Consider the following 19,522-nt stretch of genomic DNA (forward strand, 5'->3'; position numbering starts at 1 on the left):
AATAATATGGGATCTTTAAGAGGAGATATCTTTCTAAAGATAATTCTATATAAGTTCTTCCTTTTATTTCAAGACTTATGTGTTTAAATAAGATGGTTTTCAGTGAAAACTTGCACAGTAAATCAAAGGATATGAGGGTGGAGCGGAGATACGAAACGAAGATGGATTTAGCATATGTCGATATATGAGAGCGGAAGAATGCGTATTTTTTCAAATAGTAAGGCTTCGAACTAAATTTTAAATATGTGAAAGTGTCTTAGTAAAAAAACCAAAACATATTTATCTACATTCACTATTTTACATAGTGGATACGATGAAATCAAAATTAAGCCACTATTTTTCGTCTGTGACCATGCTTTCAGGATTTCTTCTGGCGTTAGCGGGCATTGTTTATGCTCTCTCCGTACACCTCACTAGATCTGATCCGGGGGTGATCGTAACCTATAGTTCCATGGGTTTAGGATTATCCCTCATCCTTACAGGTATTAACCTGATGATCAAGGAACCAAAGGAGTACCACTACTATGTGATTGGAGGAGGGCTTGTCCTCAATTTTGTAGGGGTAGGAGCTTTTCTTATGCTCTATCCCGGCGGCTGGCACTATCCAAACGTTACCTACGTAGCAGGCACCTATGTCGCAGGGACCTGCTTGCTCGCAGGAAACGCCTTTGCGAACTCGGTTTTGAATCAGATTGAAGAGAGAGCAAGACAACTTTTTGAGAAGAAAGCCGAAAATACGCAGAAGTATAGTGAAGAAGAGATCGAAAGAGAGGTCCAGAGAACCCTTGAAGAATCCCTATCCGAAAGAGACGGTTTTTCAAGTTTTGACCTGGGAATTAAAAAAGAAGATTATGACTTTATTCTCGGAAAAGCACTTACTGACTCAGAAGAAAAGAGGATTGTTGTCAAGGACGACATTTCAGAAGTTGAAAGCTTGCGGCTTGCAAGAAGCGGAAAGCTAAAAGTTAGCGATGATGGGCTTGATTCGGCATCAATGCTGCTTGCTCAGGCCATCAATACAGATCCGGCTACGCAAAGTAGCAATAAGAAAGGCATATTCAGTAGTAAAATGAAGATGTTCAAGAGGCACAAAAATGGCTAAAGGACTTGATGTAGGAACCATGAACATTATTTGTGCGGACAAAGGGGACGGCTCGATTTCCTTTGCGCAACAGAGAAATGCATTCCTTGAAATGGAATCCAACGACCTGACAAAGCACATGCTTGACAATGGAAAGGTACTTTACACCCACCGAGGAAACAACCTTAATATCCTCGGGGAGGATGCCTTCAAGTTTTCCAATGTTTTCAACAAAAGCATCAGAAGACCTATGAAGCAAGGTATCATCAGCCCCGAGGAAAAGGAATCCATCTCGATGATCAAAGTTATCATCGAAAGGGTACTTGGAGCTCCTGAAAAGAAGGGTGAAATCGCGTACATTTCCGTCCCTGCAAACCCCGTGGACAACCAGCTCAATGTGCTCTACCACAGCAAAACCGTAGAGGCACTTGCAAAGCAGCTAGGTTACAACACTTACCTGATCGATGAAGGACTTTCAGTGGTCTACTCCGACCTCAGCGAATCCAACTTCACCGGTGTCGGGGTAAGCATAGGGGCCGGAATGACAAACGTCACCGTGGCTTACATGGCAACCCCTATTGTCTCTTTCAGCATTGCCCGCGGCGGCGACTGGATAGACGAACAGGTGGCAATCGCAACCGGGATGGCAAAGGAAAGGATCACCGCAATAAAGGAAACAGACTTCGCCATTGGATCTCAGTACGAGATCGGAAGCGTTCAGGGAGCCCTTGCCGTCTACTACGATGCCCTCTTGACCTATGTCCTCCAGCATCTCAAGCGCAAACTCTCCGAGACCGCACCTCCTGATGCAGAGTTCCAGGTCGCAATCGCCGGCGGGAGCACCAGGGCCAAGGGCTTTGTTGATATGTTTGAAAAGAGGCTGGCACAAGCAGACCTGCCGATAAGGATTTCCAGCGTCAGGAAGACCAGGTATATAAGCTCCTCAAACGGTGGCGACTCCAGAGACCCGATCTACGCAATTGCCAGAGGCTGTCTGATTGCCGCTCTCACAAAAGAGGCGAGCCTTGCCCCGGAAGCCAACTCCGCCATATCCCAGTCTCAGATGGCAGAGCCAGTAGGATCTGAAGAAGAAGACTGAACAGGTAGAACCATTACAAACATTTGAAGAAGGGTAAAAGCCCCTCTTCTTAATCTCTTTTTTAGTTCCATTTATGTATTTCCGGATCAGGTACTTGCGATAGGTGTCATATTTGTGAGCATGGCCGCGATGTGCCTGAACAAACTTACCCGACTCTTTGAAGTATGAATTGAAGATATCTTACTTTATGAGGAAGCTGGAAATTGAGAAGTTTTTCCGGATAGAAATTCAAAAGAAAAAAGTAGACAAAAAATAATCAAAAATCCATCCAGGGAAAAAATATTTTCCCCTGTAAAAAGTTTTTGTTTACTCGCTTGAAGTGCCCTGACACGGGAGGGGAAAAAGAGACACTACAAATAGTTTCCCCAACAACGTGCATATTTTTAACCTGATTTTTCAAAAATATGGTCATTCTGTCTTTTTTTAAAGTAAACTTAACTTTCCCGAGTCTACCAACGCAAATAAACCTGAACAGAATCGTGTATATATTATTCTTTCGATTTTACAGGTAAACAACAGCGTGCGCTGGAAACAGATTTCCAGGCACTAAAGAGAACCTTCCAATGAATAGAAGAGGGCATTGCACCCCGAAAATCAAATTTAGTTTTTAAACAAATTTATAAGGAATGAGTTTGATAATTAAAATTACAGGCACCTGTAGATTTACAGTAGTTGCCGCATTCCGTAAAAAATGTATATACCGGAGGAAAAAACGAGATGCAGTCATTTATAGTGGAGCATTACCTCAACAAGGTCGTAGATGTTTACTGTGGCGGACCGGACGTATTCAGAGGAAACATAGAAGCCTGTGCAGATAACGTACTTACTCTCGAAAAAGATGGGAAACATACCCATATAGCCATTGATAAGGTCATAGCCATATGGGCGCAGTGATCCCATAAAGTCGCTAGCAAAAGGTACAATTTCAATACAAAGGGGATTTCACGGATCCCTGAAAGTACTTAATGATAGTATAATTTAAGGTTTTCGATTTTTTTTGAGTACAGGTAAGGCAGGCAAGTTCCCAGCGCCGAAACTGCACAGATATAAAGGAAAACAGAAGGGAAAACGGGTTTCCAGGAAATCGACCGGAATGCCAACCCTATAAAGAGCAGCTAACAGGTGCAAAAACGCCACCATTAAGCCGACGCGAAATGTGCGGAAGGGCAGAGAAACGAAAAATGAACGTAACGGATAAAACTCCGATACATGGAAGAATATACAGAAGAAATCTAAGAGGTGTAAAGCAATGCAGTCCTTTATCGTAGAACACCATCTCGGTGAAGTAATTGATGTCTACTGTGGCGGTCCCGACGTTTTCAACGGAAAAGTCGAAGCCTGCGCAGACAACGTGCTCACTCTTGTAAAGGGTGACAAGTATACCCACATAGCCATCGACAAGATCATCGCCCTCTGGCGCGCATGATCGGTCTGAGATTTGCTGAAGAGCAAGGCATGTGTAAAACCTGATGAGAAAAATAGGCAGAATCTCTCAAGAAGAAAATAAATCTCACCTGGAGATAACAGGTATTTTCAAGAGATTATGCTTGAAGTGGAAAAGCCACGAAGTTAAGAAGCTTCGTTCTTTTCCTACCGATTTTAAATTTCAGTATTTTTGACTGTAGTTTTTGCATTTAACTTTCAGACTTAACTTTTAGACTTGACATTTAGACTTGACATTTAGACTTGACTTTTAGACTTAACTTTTTTCGGACCCGCGCCTGGGCCTTCATATTATGTTTACCTGTGACTTGCAGCGTGGGCTGCGATAAATTCCCGCATGAGTTTTGTGCCCAGCATTGCTGTCTGTCCGGAATCATATTCAGGGGCAATTTCCACTATGTCAAAAGCCATTGAGAAGGGGGCAAGAGTCCTGACTGCGGTCCTTACATCCCGGGCACTCAGACCGAAAGGTTCCGGAGTTCCGAGCCCTGGAGCATATGCAGGGTCGAGGGCGTCCATGTCCAGAGAAAGATAGAGTCGGGAGCAGTCCAGCCATTCCAGGGCTTCTTTCAGGACTTCGACCATGCCGATTGCTTCCACGTCATCGGCAGTGTAATATTTCAGCTTGTTTTCCTTTGCAAAGACCCATTCATCCTCCGGGCCGCTGCGGACCCCGATTGATACGAGGTTTTTCGAGACTTCCGAAAGGATGTTCCTTGAAACGCAGGCGTGGTTGTGCTTGAAGCCACGGTACTCTTCCCGGAGGTCGAAGTGAGCGTCCAAGACAAGGACCCCGAAGTCGTCCCCTGCTGACTCTGCACAGGCCTTTACCGTTGCAAAGCTAAGGGAATGTTCGCCTCCAAGCATGATGGGCAGTTTCCCATCGGAAAGGAGATCTTTTGTATCTTCATAAAGGTCCTGCAGGGTTTCGTCAACAGATGCCGAAGTATCGAGGTTTCCTGCATCGTGGATGAGGAGGTCCGCAAGATCAATATCGAAGGTGGGGTTGTAGCTTTCAAAGTTTGCAGAAGCCTGGCGCATTGCGTCCGGAGCCCAGCGGCTTCCCGCCCTGTACGAGGAGGTGTTGTCAAAGGGCACCCCGAAGATTACATAGCGTGCGGACTCATAATCTGCAAGGGAGTCCACAAAGGTATTGGGAAAAAACATGTTCTGATCTACCTAAATAATGCTGATAAATATACGAATAAAATTACGTTAATAAAAAAGAGAGGCTCAGGTTGATAAAAACCTGAGTTTTTCATTATTCTTTTCCGGAATATTATGTCCTGATGTCGAACTTGATCTTACCAAGAGCGGTGATGTAGGAGACTTCCTCTCCTTCCTTGATCTTTTCCTTTAAGTCCTCGGGGATTGTGACCTCGAAAGTCGTAAAGTCCGCCATGTCCATGAGCTGGGCTACATCTCCGGTGATTGAGAGGACCTGAGCGTTCTTCCTTTCCACGATGGGCACGTAGATCTTGTTTGCAACGGACCCTATGAAGGAGCGCTTCTGGCCGTCAAAAAGTCCGATTGCTTCGACCCTTGCCTTGGCTGCCCCGTGTTTCCCGGGTTTGGACTTGGAGATGCTCTTGATGACGCATGCTTCATCGTCGATGATTACGTATTTGCCTTCTTTGAGGTTCTTAACTTCTACCTGTTCTTTCATGATGATTCTTCCTTTAAATTTCGCAATGTAACGGTTAAATTGGTTAACGTAAACGCCGCTGTGGGACTTTTCAAGGGAGATGCCCGACAGAGGCTTTCTGTGCAGGGCTTTTTACAGACATGCTGCCCTGATTTCATCCTTATCATTATGTATTTACATGCCTTTTGTGACAGTTTAAAGGCAATGTAACGGAAACCCGGGGTCCATCTAAACCGGAAACGGGTCAAAACTAATACGATTAATTATCCTAGACTATATAATGCTTATGCGAGAGACCCCGTTATTAATCTGTCTCCCGGAAAAATTGCAGGGAATTCAGGAGAAATCCCTCCGGATTTTCGGAAAATTCCCGGCATTTTGAGGACAAAAACCCGGAATTTATGTAAAAGATCGTTATTTCAAGAAGTCAGCGGTTCCGAGCCCGGAGAGTGTTCTGTTCATCTCCATGAATGTTCCCATCAACTCCTGAGTCCCAGCTCCTCCAGTTTTCGAACCAAAGGTACCCCATCATCATCCCATCCCCTGAAATGATAGTATTCCAGAAGGGCAGCTTCAAACTCAGGCAAGGGGATCCCGGTTCCTTTTCCCTCCCGAGTTACATTTCCTTCCGGAGCTACATTTCTATCTCCTTCTTCATCACCATTTCTTTTACATCCCCCTATTATTCCGCAATTTTCCAGAAGCCTTTCCGGAAGGGTATCATCTGCCCGAGTGAATCCTGCTTTCAGGTTGAACAGCCTCTCGAGGTTCCAGATCCTCTCCCCTATTTTCAGGAGTTCTGCCGGGGAAAGCTGCTTTCCTGCAGCGGATAACAGAAGGTCGGAACAGGTCCCTTCGTTCAGGGCAAAGACCGAATAAGGGCAGAGGGAAAGGGAGTCAAGCACCGCTGTCAGGTTTTCAAAGACCTGCAGGAGACCTGCTTTCCCGCTCAGGCTCAGGCGGTCAAGGCCAAGGGGTTTTCCAAGCACTTCGGGACCAACCATAAAGGCTGTCAGGTAATCGGCCCCATGAGGAGATGTCGCATAGGCGAGGGCCTGCCCCCTGATCCCCCGGGGGTCAAAGCCAGCCATTTCAAGCCCTTTCACAGCCATACTGAGCTCTTTCCTGCCTCTCGAAGAGAGGTACTCCAGAGCCCCCATCCCAAATTCACTTTGTCCCTCCCCGATTTCGAGAAGGAGGGTTTCGATTTTCAGGGAATCGAGGACGCAGGACTCGATTTCCGCATAAGCCCCGAGGACGGAACCTGCAGATACGGGGTCAAGCCCGTAGTCCGTGCAGATGCGGCTTGCCCTGAGCACGGATTCAAAGTCCGGGTTTTCCAGGTTTAACCCGAATGCCCAGAGCCCGTCGTAGCCCGGGACCAGCTGTTTTGTGGATTTGATCCTGTGCATGCAGCCCAGGGGACAGGCAGGACAGCTTTCTTTTTCAAGCTCGAATCCGGCTCTGATATATTCTCCCGATAGCCGGTCCGCAATCACTGTGCCCCTCTTTAAAAAGTTCCTGCAGGGGATAAGGCCCAGGTAATTGAGCAGTTTAACGAGCACCGGGGTCCCGTAGTTTGCCAGCCCTTTGGACAGTACGGGGTTTGCCTCAAAAAGTTTCAAAACCTTTGATTCCGCTTCTTTGAAGCCCTCAGGATCTGCTGGCGTAAACCCTTTGCCCTCACCTTCTTCACCCTTACTACCCTTGCCTTTTACAACAACTGCTTTTAGCATTTTGGAGCCTGCTACGGCCCCTAAACCCCCGCGCCCGCTGTGAATGGAATCACATACGAAAGAAGATATCCTTACAAGTTTTTCTCCTGCCCTGCCTATACAGGCAACGCTTCCCTTTCTACCCAGAATTTCGGTACATTCTTCCGTATTTTTCCCCCAGAGTTTTCCTGCATTTTTGATCGCAACATTTCCTTCCCCGAGCTCAATATAGACCGGCTTTTTAGCCTTTCCTGTGACTACAAGAGCATCAATGCCCTCTTTTTTCAGTTCCTGTCCGAAATTTCCTCCGGCATTCCAGCTGAACACGGTACCGGTGAGAGGGGATTTCGAGGTAAGGACAAAACGCCCTGCCATGGGAGCAAGTCCTGTCAGCGGCCCTGAAGTAAAGATAAGGGGGTTTTCCGGACCAAGGGGATCAGCCCCGGGATCTGTAAGGTCGAAGAGCAGTTTCACCCCGAGCCCTCTACCACCCAGGAATTTGTCCTGTAGCTCCCCATCTGTCCGGGAAGTCCTTATCGATTCAGAACTCAGGTCAACGTGTACGGTTTTTCCTGTCCAGTTTTCCATGTCAAATCCCCTTCATTTTTTTCCGGTAATACTTTCCTTTCCCCGGATTTTTATTATCCTATGCAGCCTCCCATTTTAAATGCTTGTCCTCCCCGCCTCTGAAAGAAACCCTTAAAAATCAAAATAAAGTTGAAAATGAAAAAAATAAAAAATAAATATGAAAGAGTTAAAAAATAGAGTTACAAAGAATGTAAAAATATTGAATAAGCCAGCCTTTAAAACAGGGGAACCTTAAATATTAAGGTATGGAACTCAAGAAACCTTACGTCATTTCAGTCTATGCCCTTGTCCGTAATGAGAAAGGAGAGTATCTGCTGCTCAGGCGTTCGGAAAATTCCCGCACAAACCCGGGAAAATGGGACCTTCCGGGGGGAAAGGTGGATCGAGGGGAAACCTTGAAAGAAGCAGTTGCAAGGGAGGTCCAGGAAGAAACCGGGATATCGATCAATCCGGGGGAAATTGCAGGAGAGGTGACTTTCGAGCTCCCAGCAAAAAAAGTTATTGCCATTGTCTATGACGGTGGGTTCAATATGACAGACGTGCAGTTGAGTTATGAACACATGGAGTACGCCTGGACCCCTCTGGAAAAGATAGTGGAAATGGAAGCTCTTCCCCACTATTTCAGGAATTTCTTCAAGGAGCATGCCATAGAAAACCTTGAAGCTTCAGGATCCTCCGTTTAACTCTTTTACAGAATTACTTCGCACCCTACCCTGAGTTATTTCATTTCAGACATTTCATTTAGGGCATTTCATATCAAGGTATTTCATATCAAGGTATTTCATATCAAGGAATTCCATTTAGGGAATTCCATTTCAGAGATTTCATTTCAGAGATTTCATTTCAGAGATTTCATTTCAGACATTCCATTTCAGAGATTTCATTTCAGAGATTTCATTTCAGACATTCCATTTCAGAAATTTCATTTAGGGAATTCCATTTCAGAGATTTCATTTAGCAATTCCATTTCAGAAATTTCATTTCAGGTATTTATCTTCAAGTTTCTTTCTTTTTTTCCTGCTGGAACGCCAGCTTATACCCAGAAAAAGAAGGGCCACAAGGGCTGCCAGGGCTCCTGTGCGAAGCAAAGAGGCATACTTGCTGAGGAGAAGTGGGTTTACATCGTCCCGCAGTTCGTATTCAGGGTACATTATATCACGGGGGTCATCGCTGTGCCCGAGCCCAAGCGCATGTCCGAGTTCGTGCTTTGAGATGGCGAGCATTGTTCCATCCCCGTACTGGCGCCAGCCCCTGCCCTGATAGTTCCCGACTTCCAGGACAATGTCCACCCGCACAAATCGCCCGTTCACAAGATGCGGCTTTGCATACCCTGCCACTCCTGCAGGTGCACCCTCGACATTTTCCAGGTTTTCGACCCAGCGGATTCTGATGTCGGCTTTTTCGGAGTCCGTGAACTCAAAAACAGGCGTATAAGCCAGTTTCCCGTTGCCTCCTTCTTCCCAGTACTCCAGGGATTTTTCTACCTGTGTGTAGTAGGTTGGGCTGTAGTGGAGAGGCACGTTTTCATCATCGATAAAAACCGTGATAGGAGAATGGTCCCACGGCTCATCAAGGATTCTTTCATAGCTATATGCGCAAGCTGCGGGGGTGAAAGATAAAACAAGAAGCAGCAATAGTGTTATACGCAGTAATTTCATTTGAGGCATAAGGTTTCAATTAATACAGACGGCTCTTCATAATAAATAAGTGATTGATCAAACTTATTGAACAAGTAAGGATCTAAGGTTAGTTGACCTCTTCTAATTGATCATTCTCACAAAGCTTGCTCTAACACGAGTTATTCCGACCGGGTCGGAAAGGATGTGGGTTTGCCCGACCAGATTCAAAAAAGAATTATCAGGAGAGAGGTTTCTTCCCGATTTATTATTCAAGATGTGCTCCGGAAATATTACAGACTTCGCAGTTAGGGTCGCAACACCGGTCTTTTTCTTTATCCTCGCCTTCGAACTCGGATGCCAGGGCCCTTGTACTTTCGGCAAGCACGGCGGCATTCGAAAGGGAAGCACCGATCAGTATTGCAGAAAAAACACTTTCTTTAGGGATGCCTTTTCTTTTTGCGATCCTGATATGCATCTTCAGGCAGTGCTCACAGCGAAGGGCGGAGGCCACCCCTATGGAAATAAGTTCCACGGTTTCGGGGTCGAGGTTCTTGAATTCCCGCATGATTGAATTGTCATAGAGAGTTTTCGGGATGAAGATTTCCGGCATATCTTTCATAAAATTCATGATATAAGGAACTTCACCGTACTGTTTCTTGACATCAGCAAGGAGTTCGGGGACAGCGTTATCAGGATCCTTTTTTAAAATTTCCACAATGTCTTCCAGTTCCATACGAAACCACCAGCATGCATTCGATGCTAAAGCCGGATTCAGAATGTCACTTTAAGTTCCCGGCTTTACGAATTAAAGGATGAGTGAATACACAAACCCAAAAAAAATGTAAAGTGGGCAAAATCCGGGTCAAATTGCAAAACCAACGTCAGATTTAGATTTGATCTTTATCAATATATAATTTTTCATTTTTGACCGGGAAATATTTGCAAGTTCCGAAAGTACGACCCCTTCATCGAACTCCAGGTTTTCGAGCCTCTCATGGTATTCATCATATGGCAGTTTGACCCTGAGTCCATTCAGCTGCATGGTAATAGGAGCCGGAGAAAGCACCCTGTTGATTGCAGGGACCTGGTTTTCGATTTCCTTCATAACCCTGGCCGGCAAAATGGCAAGGGGATCTTTTGCAAGCTGCTTTCGGATCTTGTCTGCGACCTTTCCTACTCCCTCGTTGAGCGCATCCAGAGCATCGGTTTCATTTTTTTGCCTGAGTCGGTGGGAAACCCTGCCTATGCCCCCAACGTAAAGGTCTGCTCCGGGAACGTCTTCGGTCTTCAGGTACGGGCCTCCTGTGACCACAATAGGGATCTCGATACCCTCAAAGAGTTTGGGTTTCTTATTTATAATGCAGTCACTGAAAGACCCGAAAGTGAACACCGCAATGTCATGTTCATTGATCAGCTTTCTCTCGTAATCCATGGACAGGGAAACTCTTCGCCCCATCCCCCTGGCAAGCCCGATCATATTGGTATTGGCTCCGGGATGACGGAGGTACTCTGCCACATCGCAGGCAGAGTGAGGAAGGTGATGAGAGGCAAGAGTGGGAGAAACAACTGCTATTTCAACTCCCGTAAGGGAAGCCTCGAGCAGGACCCCGAGCAACTCCTTTGAAAGCTCCTTTACCAGGTGCACGTCTTTCTCGGGAATGAGCATGATAAGGTTGACTTCGGTCCCGGTAACAACTTTCTGGATTATGTATCCTCCAAGATCTTCCAGCAGTTCCAGAATAAGCCCGTGCTTATGAACCCCGCCGGTGTAAAGATAGGGGAGGAATATAGACGTCATTTTGTTTTCCCTCCTGCCATTAATTCTTCAAGCATTGCTCCTGCTTCTTCGATCCATTCCCTATCCATGGCTTCTTCGGATGCCACGAAGACAAAACGGTTGCCTTTGAACAGGTGATAGCGAACCCTGAACCCTTCGGGGGTCACCCGGATTGCAAAGTCCACAAGGTCTTCGTGCAGGGTGTGCCTGGGATCGGCCACGATCATCTTTCCGATAAACTCGGCTTCTTCCTGGGGATTGTCCGAGTCCACGGCCACAGTCCAGCGATCAGGCTGCCTGATGTTAGCCTTCCCGTGGCGTGCCCAGAGTTTCTTGAGAAGGGCCGGGATATACCGTTCTTTTTTGATCGAGATAACAACCTCGTGGGAAGCTCCTGTTTTTGCTTCCACGTCAGCCATATCAAGGGTTGTGACCTTCGTGCCTACATCCCGGAGAATGATTGCCATCTGGAAGAGGGAGTCTTCCGGCCGCAGCACAACTTTTATTCTCCCTATTGCCGGCCCGAGCTTGAGACTCGAGAGGTTATCCTCGATAATCTGCCGGTAAAAAGCCGTTTCCGAATCAATTGCCGATTCAACAATAAAGGTCTCAAGCGCATCCATGCCACTTCACTCCTCCACATAGCCGGAAGCAAGCAAGGCCGCCCCTACTGCCCCTATCAGATGAGAGTTCTTTGGCACAAGGACGTCGATCTTGAGAAGGTCTCCGAGAGCTTTCGGGACTCCCTCGATCAGGGACGAGCCCCCGACCAGGATGAGGGGTTCTTTTACGTCCACTTCCTGGAGCTGCTGTTCAAAGATCTGCTCGACCACACTGTAACAGGCTGCAGCAGCAACATCTTCCGGGACAGCCCCCTTGGCAAGGGAGTTTACCAGGGACTGGATCCCGAAGACTATACAGTAACTGTTCATGGTTACGTTTTCCTGCATGCCTTTAACTGCAAGGGCTCCGAGTTCCGTGATGTCCACTCCCAGGCGTTTTGAGATCATCTCAAAGAAACGCCCCGAAGCTCCGGCACAGATCCCTCCCATGGTAAACATACCGGGTATTCCGTCGTCCACGGAGATCGCCTTGTTGTCCATCCCGCCAATATCAATGACAGTTGCAGGGCCTTTCTGGCAGTCTGCAAGATAGACCGCTCCCTTGGAGTTTACCGTGATTTCTTCCTGAATCAACTGAGCATTGAAATGTTTTCCAATCAGGAAACGCCCGTAACCTGTGGTCCCGAGGGCCTGGATTTCGTCCCTGGAAACCCCTGCTTCTTCAAGGGCAAGGGAATACGCTTCGTCGGCACTTTCCAGGACTTTAGTGGTAGGCACCCAGCCTGACCCGATGACCTCGTTGTCTCTCATGACCACGGCTTTGGTCGTGGTGGAACCCGAGTCAATGCCTGCGGTCAGGCCTGTCTGAACCTCCCTTGCCAGGAGATGTCTGCGCCTGGCAACAGTTGTCAGGGCTTCCAGCCTTGTTAACAGGGTTCCGGCAGTGGTCCTTTCGGTGAAGGAATAACTGATTACCGGGATATCCGAGTGCTTGTGGATATACCTTCGGACTTCGTTTCGAACAATCGCCCCTTCAGCACAGCGGAAACAGGTGGTAATAAAAACCCCGTCCACGTGGGTTGTGCCTTCTACAACGGCTTTTGCCCTGGCCATCATTAGCAGGAGATCCCCGCTGGCCACCTCAAGCCCGAACTCCTTTCCCATGTTGTCCAGGCCTGCGACATCAATTTCAGGGAACACGAACTTTGCGTTTACTTCGGCGGCAGCAGCTTCAAATTCAGGCTGGACACCCGAATATTCGGAGCCGCAAGATACCAGCGCTATTTTGACGGTTTCGAGTTCCTCACTCATTTTTCTACCTCCCCTGACAGTGCATCCAGGAAAGCTGCGATTTTGTATACGAATTCCTGGGCGGACTCTTCGGTTTCAGGGTACCTGAGCTCAAGGATGGGGATGTCTTTCGAACGGACAAGGTACTTCATAAGTTCGTTTGAGCGGTTGCAGCCCACACAACCAAAGTCAGTCGGAGGGTCAGAAACGATTATTGCTGCTTCCGCGTCTTCGATAAGGGGCCCTATAAGGGCCATCCTCCCTCTTACCCCGGGAGGGACCTCAACTGCAGCATAGCGAAGCCCGACTTTCGGGTCTTCGGGAGTGATATTGACAGGAGGTGAGTCAAGGCTTATGTTCGTAACTTTTTCGCGCACCTGGTTCATTACGGCAAGGGGCTTGTGCCCGAAGCGCTCCACCAGGTCAGCCAGGATAAGACTGTTTACAGGATAAATGAAAACTTTTGCCAAAAACACTCACCTCGCAAATTCCGCTTCAATGATCCGTTCTAACTCTGATACCTTAAGTTTGTCCTTTTTCGTCGGGCTTTCTCTCACGGGTCCTTTTGCCTCCAGTTCTTCAAGGGCAGCTCCTATGGCAGGGAGCATCCGCACTTCTTCCCTGAGGAAATGAAATCCGGGCCTCGGCCCTCCACCCCGGGATGCACGGCAGCGCCGTTCGTCTCCTGCGGGGAATCCTCTGTCCTTAACGAAAATATGGTTTTTATCAAGTTTCCGGATTTCTTCCGTCACCATCAGGACATCTTCAGCAGGCCCGGTCACGATCAGCCCGAAACAGGTTTCCTTTACCGTGACGGGAAACTCTGATTCGTAAATCTTCATGGCTGCATCTACAGGCAACACCTTATCCGAACTGATTACGATGACCTTTGTAATTTCTTCCTGTTTAACGTCTGTCATTTTCCGTCTCTCCTAAGCTTGCGGGAGACTTTACCTGCGGTGAGATCCGCCTGTGATAAAATTCACACGCGTGAACCTACTCGCAGATATTGTATTCACATAACTGAATTGATAAACGGGTTTATTTACGTATAGATCCACTTTTGAGGGCATTTATTTACGTATATACCCACTTTAAGGACGTTTATTTACGTATAGCTTCACTTACGTATATTATATCTCCTTCCTTGATGCCCTTCAGTTTCTCAGGATCAATAACCCGGCCAATGATATTTGTTGAGGAGAACTTTTCCCCGGTAGGGCCGAAAAGGTCGTCATCCACAAGTTTTACCCCGATGTTTCCCATCCTCTTTGCCGATTGATTTGTGATCCCGAATTCTCCGGCAAGGACTTTGCCCCGGGGGCTGTTTTCGGGCAGGATCTCTTTATACTTAATGGCTTCTACTTTCTCGGCCCTGAAAAGGTAGGTATTTTCATAGACCATGCTAACAAGCAACTGCCCTACGGTTTTTGTCTTGAGTTCCAGGGAATGGCGGAAAAAGTCCACTGATTTGGGAGCCTTTTCAGGGTAGAGTTCCACTTTTACGAGTTTTGACCCGGGAACAGCAAAAGCAGTAACTTTAGCATCCCCGAGGATCTCGAGAGTGGTCGCGGGCTCCTGCCTCACAATTACCGCGTCTTCTTCTGTATACCCTTCTTTTACCAGTTCCACCCCTATAGACGAAAGCACAGGTTCTACTTCTTCAAAACTATGCCCCAGAAGGACAAGCTGAGGCGGAAGGCTCTCTACCGCAAGTTCCTGTCCTTTCTCGGCAAGTTTCACCAGTTCCAGCCCCTTCGTCACATGCCCTACGACAGAGTGTACGAGACTGGAAGGCCTGTCCTCTCTTGATATGTAGACCTTTCCTGTCCCGTACCCTACAGTCCTGACCGAAACGGCACCTTCTGTCCGCGGTTCAAAGTTTTCGTAAGGAGCGATTTCTTCCCGGAGGGAATTATCCGAAATAAAAGAACTGGCCACATAGTCAACTTTCAAGACCCCTTCCCGGGACAGGGCATAGAAATGCTCTGCACCCACAGGGGCATTTCTGGAAAGCTCGATCTCAAAATAAGTGAATATGCTTGCCCCGTCTTCGATAGAAGTTGAAAGGTCATCTGTGCAGGTTTTTTCTGCAAGTTGTTCCCATTCGATTATCGGTTCTATGTTCAGAATGGAGTCATCTTTTGAAAGCCGATTTAATAAGTTTTTTCCACCTATGACTTTTGCAAAAACCCCCTCTTCAGGAGTACCATATTCTGCAGCATGCCTTTTCCTGGAAATGATCAGGTGTGTGTTCCCCGGATCGAATCCACCGGCTCCGAACACGACATCAAAAGCTTCAAAACCTCTGAGCCCTCGCTCAGGCTTCAATTCGGCTTCAAAAGGCCCGAAAGCCAAAGCTTCCGGACCTGCCCAATGGACGTTTTTCCCTTCATATTCTTTGAAGTTTTCAGCCCATAATTTTCCGGAGGGAGAATCGGAATCTTCAAGTTCGATCCTGAATTCCCCTTTCGTTGTGTTGATAGCGTATTCAGTGATGACTTCCGATTTCCTTTCAGCGGTCATTTTCAAAATTCCGATCGCTGTACCGGCTCTATAGGGAGCATTGGAAACTTTCAGGGCGTCTCCAAGTGTAGAGCCTTCAGGCAACTCGAATTGCTGCCCGTTCACCTCTACGCTAATCTTTTTACTCGTAATCCAGCACCTCATCTTAGTATTTTCTATACTAAGAGGGGAAAGCACATTTATAATTCTTCTGCAGCCTTGAGCTTTTCTTCATCCGTAAGTTGAGAAAGTACGGAATTAGGCACTCCGAGGTCCACGATCTTTCCATCGCGCATAAGGGCGACCCGGTCGCAGATTTCATTTACAAAGTCCATGTCGTGGGAGACGACAACGAAAGTCTCTCCGATTTCATCTCTGGCTTTGAGGATAGAGTTTGTGACTGCAACCTTTGTAATCGGGTCCATTGTCCCGGTAGGCTCATCCATGATCACGATTCTCGGCTCCTTGATAAGAACCTGGGCAAGTGCAATCCTGTGACGCTCCCCTTCGCTCAGTTCATCAGTCATCTTGGTTAGAACGGCTTTTGCCTTATCTTCATCGAATCCCGCAGCCTTAAGGGTCATAACCGCTTTCCTTACCCCAAGTTCGAAAGGCAGGTCCAGGCTGATGGACTCAGTCAGGTTGTCAATGACAGAGCTGTGAGTGTAAAGCCCGTATTCCTGATGCAGGAAGCCCATGTACTTGGTTGCCCTGCCTTTGTTGTCCACGCCCAGCTTGGTCATGTCCACCCATTCATCTCCCACACGGACTTCTACTTCCCCTTCAGTAGGGGGTAAAATTCCCATGAGGATCTTGGAGGTGGTCGTCTTGCCCGCACCACTCACTCCGACAAGTCCGAAGATTTCGCCTTCTTTTACGTCAAAGGAGATTTTATCCACTGCCCTGACAACTCCGCGGTCCACCGAGATGTAGCGCTTTGCAAGGTCTCTTACGCGGATAATTGAGTCCCCCACCATCACGTCCTTATCCTGTCTAATCATGGACGCGCTCTCCATGAAGGCTGTGGAGACTTCAATGGGGTCCCCGGTCATGGTGACCTCCCCATTTTCGAGCAGAATCGCCTTGTCCGCAAGCTGCTCGATTACCTCGGGCCAGTGGGAAGTCAATACCATGCTCATATTATAATTATCAACTGCCCTCATAATGGCTTCATGAACCAGTTTTGCAGTCATCGGGTCAAGGGTACCTGTGGGCTCGTCTGCCAGCAGGATCAGGGGATTTCTGACGAGCTGCCTGGCAAGCACCACTCTCTGCTTTTCGCCCCCGGAAAGTTCCCTTGCTACGTGCATCATGCGGTGGTTCAGGTTTACCTCTTCCAGGAGTTCAACCGCCTTTTTCATGGCGTCTTCGCCCTTGTACCCGATTTCGTTAAGGGAGTTCATGACATTTACAAGGACCCTTTCGTCCCCGTAGAGGGCAAAGGTTCTCTGGAGCATGATCGCAATCCTTTTTGCAATCTCTTTCCTGAGAGGGTCATAGAGAGAAAGTTTTACAAAATCCGCTTCAAAAGCCAGGAGTTCCTCACTGCAGACCGGACATTTCTGACCTACCTTGCTGGGGCGTTCGATATAGCCGCACTTTTCACAGCGAGCAAGGCGGTAGATCACTTCTCCGGAAATGTTGTCAAAAGATTCGGTCCCTCGTAACACGTGCATGAGGATGGTCTTCCCGGACCCGCTTCTTCCCAGAATTCCGACAACTTCTCCTTCATTGATAGTAAGACTTACATTTTTCAGGGCCTTGACACCGTCGAAATCTACAGTAAGGTTTTTAACTTCAATAAATATTGACATGAATTTTCCTCCGCAAACTATGAGCTGCAAATTATTTTTTAATGTGGGTTTTCCCGCCTGTCGGGGCAGGTTCCAAAGAGTTTGAAAAGAAACTGCTCTAACGGAACCAGTACTTTAACATAAATAAATAATTTCACACATTTGGGCAACAAGTACATAAGAATGAACATTACATAAACATAACGCATTATTTTCTCACTGTTAACTCCAGGAACCGGGATGCAGCGCCGGATTCCCCCGATATATGCAATCCCTTCATAGTCCCTTTACCACATCCACAACCTTTATAATATCATCGAGCACCAGATCGGCTGCTTCCTTGAGTTTTTCAGGCCTTTTATCACCCTGCTGAACCGTCATTATTCCCAGGTCTGCTGCCCTCAGGGCAAGGATATCGTTAATACCGTCCCCTACCATGATCACCTTTTCATATTTGTTTTTTAGCTTAAGAACGACTTCCTCCTTCATAGTTGTAGTTGCGAGGGCAAAGATCCTTTCGGGGGGTATGCCAATGTATTCCGCAAGTTGAGAGAGGGTGCGCATGCTGTCGCCGGATGCTATGTAGGTGTCCACCTTCATTGCCTGGAGAGCCCGGAGGGTTTCCAGAGTGGTAGCAAAAACCTGCCCTCCCGTACTGAGCACATAGGGAACGTCCCGGGCCTTTGAGTCTACAATCAGCCCTGCGGCCAGGTAAAAGATGTTCGGACAGCGGGTAGAAACTGCGTGAAGAACTTCATGGACGTCCCCCATCCGGAGTTGCGTTCCTTTTATGATCTCACAGGCGGTTTCCGAGGACAATTCTCCCTTTGAGCAACTAATCCCTATCGGGACCCTGTACTCTTCTATGAACTCAAAAAGGAGCATTTCTTCCCTGGACCGAAGTATGGTTTCATTTTCGGTATTCAGGACAACGAGCCCGCACCCATTCTTCTTTGCGACAATTGCGGTGCTCTCTATGTTTTCAAGAATACGGCCCGTGGAAGCTTCTTTTGCAACCCTGTACATGTGGAGAAGGGTCCCGGCACTGTCAAAGACCACGGCGATTCGTTTGGCCATAAGAAAGGATAAACATGTAAAATAAAAAAATCTTTGTGATAACTGAGAAGACAGCAGGGAGAAGAAAAATTATAAAAATAAATTGAATGATGAGGGTGAAAGTTACATTTCGACATTCACACAGCAACATCACACAGAAACACTCGAAATGCAATGTTCACACAGCAACATTCACATTATTGCTGACCCTGAAACAAAAACTCCTGCGAAAAAGCCAAGAATCGCCCCGCTGTTCAGGAAAGGAAGCCCGGCCTGGGGTTTCCCCTTCATGACAAGGATGGAGAGGGCAAAGTATCCTGCCAGGGTTCCGAACATGGCACCCAGTACAGGATAGGTCATTGGCCCGCCGTTTTCCATAAAGATACTTGCCGATACCACCAGCAAGGTAGGCATGACAGCGTCCCCGAGCCCCATGAAAAAGGCTTCCCTCTTTTCCCCTTCCGCGAAGTTTTCCTTCAGGAAAGAGTAACCGCGCTGTTTGGGAATTACGAAAAGGATGGGAAGTTTCAGGTCCATTACCCCTTCGGCGAGGGTGATCATGTGCTTTGTCTTGTAGACGGAGAGGGCATCATAGATTGCAAGGAGCAGGAGGAGGACGACTACCGGGATAACGGACATGGAAATCCCTAAAAGGGCACTGACTCCGCTAGCTATGCAAATCCCCACAATGTCAATAACATACCACTCCGGATATTTGTAAAGCAGCACTGTCAGCCCTGCAGAGAGCAGGGTTGAAACCAGAACTTCAAGTCCTGCAAGTGAGGGGAAGAGGGTCAACAGAGCGAAGAATACATAGTAAAGGGTGCTGAGGACCGCAAAGTATATAAATAAGCTAATGAGCCATTTCATATTCTTTTTTATTGCGATCAGAACGAGCACGGTGAAGGCCAGGATTAGCCCGATGTAGTAGATGGAATGAGATACCTGTGTCGGGTCCTCAAATGCCTGCATTTCATTAATTTCCATAGGTGTGGCCATGAAAAGCGCCAGGGCCTGTACTAAAAGGATCAGCCCTGCCATGGTAATCATTGGAAAATATGCCGCTAGTGATTGCTTACTGAAAGTCAAGTACCTGTGCTCCTTAATTCTTGACACTATGCCTTTACTATTCCTTTATAAATTTACTGTCTTTTAGAGATATTATTTCATATAGTTGACCGATAGGTTCACCATCTGATCGCCGGGAGGTAAAAGTTCCTCTAAAAAATGATTATGTATTCAGGCATTCAGACCTCTGGTAATGGGATTTCCCTCTAAATCTTCTTGTTAAGATGTGCCGTAACGTATATTTACCTATGCTACCAGTGAAAGTGCACAAGAGATAACG

Annotated in this window: 19 protein-coding genes; 5 read left to right on the top strand and 14 right to left on the bottom strand. The window is 47.2% G+C overall.

Annotation, left to right across the window (positions count from 1 at the left end; genetic code table 11):
- Positions 1 to 313 precede the first annotated feature (313 nt).
- The 4 genes from ACSAZK_RS07600 to ACSAZK_RS07615 all read left to right on the top strand — a co-directional run bounded on the left by ACSAZK_RS07600 (position 314) and on the right by ACSAZK_RS07615 (position 3,606).
- Positions 314 to 1,102 (top strand): DUF7139 domain-containing protein, encoded by a 789-nt coding sequence (locus ACSAZK_RS07600; protein WP_197076124.1) that lies wholly within the window; start codon positions 314 to 316, stop codon positions 1,100 to 1,102.
- A complete protein-coding gene (locus ACSAZK_RS07605; protein WP_440956753.1) occupies positions 1,095 to 2,180 on the top strand; it encodes a hypothetical protein in 1,086 nt (361 codons plus the stop codon). Before ACSAZK_RS07600 ends, ACSAZK_RS07605 begins: the two co-directional genes overlap by 8 nt.
- A gap of 717 nt (positions 2,181 to 2,897) precedes the next feature.
- Positions 2,898 to 3,074, top strand: a complete 177-nt coding sequence (locus ACSAZK_RS07610) for an MM0924 family protein (protein ID WP_440956754.1) — start codon at positions 2,898 to 2,900, stop codon at positions 3,072 to 3,074.
- Between the two features lie 355 nt (positions 3,075 to 3,429).
- A complete protein-coding gene (locus ACSAZK_RS07615; RefSeq protein WP_197076122.1) occupies positions 3,430 to 3,606 on the top strand; it encodes an MM0924 family protein in 177 nt (58 codons plus the stop codon).
- A 314-nt stretch (positions 3,607 to 3,920) separates the two neighbouring features.
- Here ACSAZK_RS07615 and speB read toward each other — a convergent pair whose 3' ends face one another.
- The 3 genes from speB to ACSAZK_RS07630 all read right to left on the bottom strand — a co-directional run bounded on the left by speB (position 3,921) and on the right by ACSAZK_RS07630 (position 7,571).
- Positions 3,921 to 4,790 (bottom strand): agmatinase, encoded by an 870-nt coding sequence (gene speB / locus ACSAZK_RS07620; RefSeq protein WP_440956755.1) that lies wholly within the window; start codon positions 4,788 to 4,790, stop codon positions 3,921 to 3,923.
- Positions 4,791 to 4,902: 112 nt separating this feature from the next.
- On the bottom strand, positions 4,903 to 5,289 hold the full coding sequence (locus ACSAZK_RS07625) for a translation initiation factor IF-5A (RefSeq protein ID WP_440956756.1): 387 nt from the start codon (positions 5,287 to 5,289) through the stop codon (positions 4,903 to 4,905).
- Positions 5,290 to 5,747: 458 nt separating this feature from the next.
- Positions 5,748 to 7,571 carry an aldehyde ferredoxin oxidoreductase family protein gene (locus tag ACSAZK_RS07630; RefSeq protein ID WP_440956757.1) on the bottom strand — a complete coding sequence of 608 codons (1,824 nt, stop codon included), beginning with the start codon at positions 7,569 to 7,571 and terminating at the stop codon, positions 5,748 to 5,750.
- Between the two features lie 245 nt (positions 7,572 to 7,816).
- Between ACSAZK_RS07630 and ACSAZK_RS07635 the strand changes: the two genes are divergently transcribed.
- Positions 7,817 to 8,254, top strand: a complete 438-nt coding sequence (locus ACSAZK_RS07635; RefSeq protein WP_440956758.1) for an NUDIX hydrolase — start codon at positions 7,817 to 7,819, stop codon at positions 8,252 to 8,254.
- Positions 8,255 to 8,548: 294 nt separating this feature from the next.
- Here the strand turns inward: ACSAZK_RS07635 and ACSAZK_RS07640 are convergent, their stop codons facing one another.
- The 11 genes from ACSAZK_RS07640 to ACSAZK_RS07690 form a co-directional block, all read right to left on the bottom strand.
- Positions 8,549 to 9,229, bottom strand: a complete 681-nt coding sequence (locus tag ACSAZK_RS07640; protein WP_440956759.1) for a matrixin family metalloprotease — start codon at positions 9,227 to 9,229, stop codon at positions 8,549 to 8,551.
- A gap of 226 nt (positions 9,230 to 9,455) precedes the next feature.
- On the bottom strand, positions 9,456 to 9,923 hold the full coding sequence (locus ACSAZK_RS07645; protein ID WP_440956760.1) for a carboxymuconolactone decarboxylase family protein: 468 nt from the start codon (positions 9,921 to 9,923) through the stop codon (positions 9,456 to 9,458).
- A gap of 129 nt (positions 9,924 to 10,052) precedes the next feature.
- Complete coding sequence (locus ACSAZK_RS07650) at positions 10,053 to 10,988, bottom strand: methanogenesis marker 7 protein (RefSeq protein WP_440956761.1); 936 nt, start codon at positions 10,986 to 10,988, stop codon at positions 10,053 to 10,055.
- A complete protein-coding gene (locus ACSAZK_RS07655) occupies positions 10,985 to 11,590 on the bottom strand; it encodes a methanogenesis marker 17 protein (RefSeq protein ID WP_440956762.1) in 606 nt (201 codons plus the stop codon). Before ACSAZK_RS07655 ends, ACSAZK_RS07650 begins: the two co-directional genes overlap by 4 nt.
- A gap of 6 nt (positions 11,591 to 11,596) precedes the next feature.
- Positions 11,597 to 12,841: a methanogenesis marker 15 protein gene (locus tag ACSAZK_RS07660; RefSeq protein WP_440956763.1), complete on the bottom strand. Its 1,245-nt coding sequence runs from the start codon at positions 12,839 to 12,841 to the stop codon at positions 11,597 to 11,599.
- Entirely contained in the window at positions 12,838 to 13,290 is a 453-nt protein-coding gene (locus ACSAZK_RS07665) for a methanogenesis marker 5 protein (protein WP_440956764.1), read from the bottom strand. Before ACSAZK_RS07665 ends, ACSAZK_RS07660 begins: the two co-directional genes overlap by 4 nt.
- Positions 13,291 to 13,296: 6 nt before the next feature.
- Positions 13,297 to 13,740 carry a methanogenesis marker 6 protein gene (locus ACSAZK_RS07670; protein ID WP_440956765.1) on the bottom strand — a complete coding sequence of 148 codons (444 nt, stop codon included), beginning with the start codon at positions 13,738 to 13,740 and terminating at the stop codon, positions 13,297 to 13,299.
- A gap of 184 nt (positions 13,741 to 13,924) precedes the next feature.
- Complete coding sequence (gene mmp3 / locus ACSAZK_RS07675) at positions 13,925 to 15,490, bottom strand: methyl-coenzyme M reductase-associated protein Mmp3 (RefSeq protein WP_440956766.1); 1,566 nt, start codon at positions 15,488 to 15,490, stop codon at positions 13,925 to 13,927.
- Positions 15,491 to 15,525: 35 nt separating this feature from the next.
- Complete coding sequence (gene atwA, locus ACSAZK_RS07680) at positions 15,526 to 17,139, bottom strand: methyl coenzyme M reductase system, component A2 (RefSeq protein WP_440956767.1); 1,614 nt, start codon at positions 17,137 to 17,139, stop codon at positions 15,526 to 15,528.
- Between the two features lie 255 nt (positions 17,140 to 17,394).
- A complete protein-coding gene (locus tag ACSAZK_RS07685; RefSeq protein ID WP_440956768.1) occupies positions 17,395 to 18,195 on the bottom strand; it encodes an HAD family hydrolase in 801 nt (266 codons plus the stop codon).
- A gap of 171 nt (positions 18,196 to 18,366) precedes the next feature.
- Positions 18,367 to 19,224, bottom strand: coding sequence for a presenilin family intramembrane aspartyl protease PSH (locus tag ACSAZK_RS07690; RefSeq protein ID WP_440956769.1), 858 nt, complete (start codon positions 19,222 to 19,224; stop codon positions 18,367 to 18,369).
- Between the last annotated feature and the right edge of the window lie 298 nt (positions 19,225 to 19,522).

This window comes from Methanosarcina sediminis (assembly GCF_052056915.1).
GTDB lineage: Archaea > Halobacteriota > Methanosarcinia > Methanosarcinales > Methanosarcinaceae > MTP4.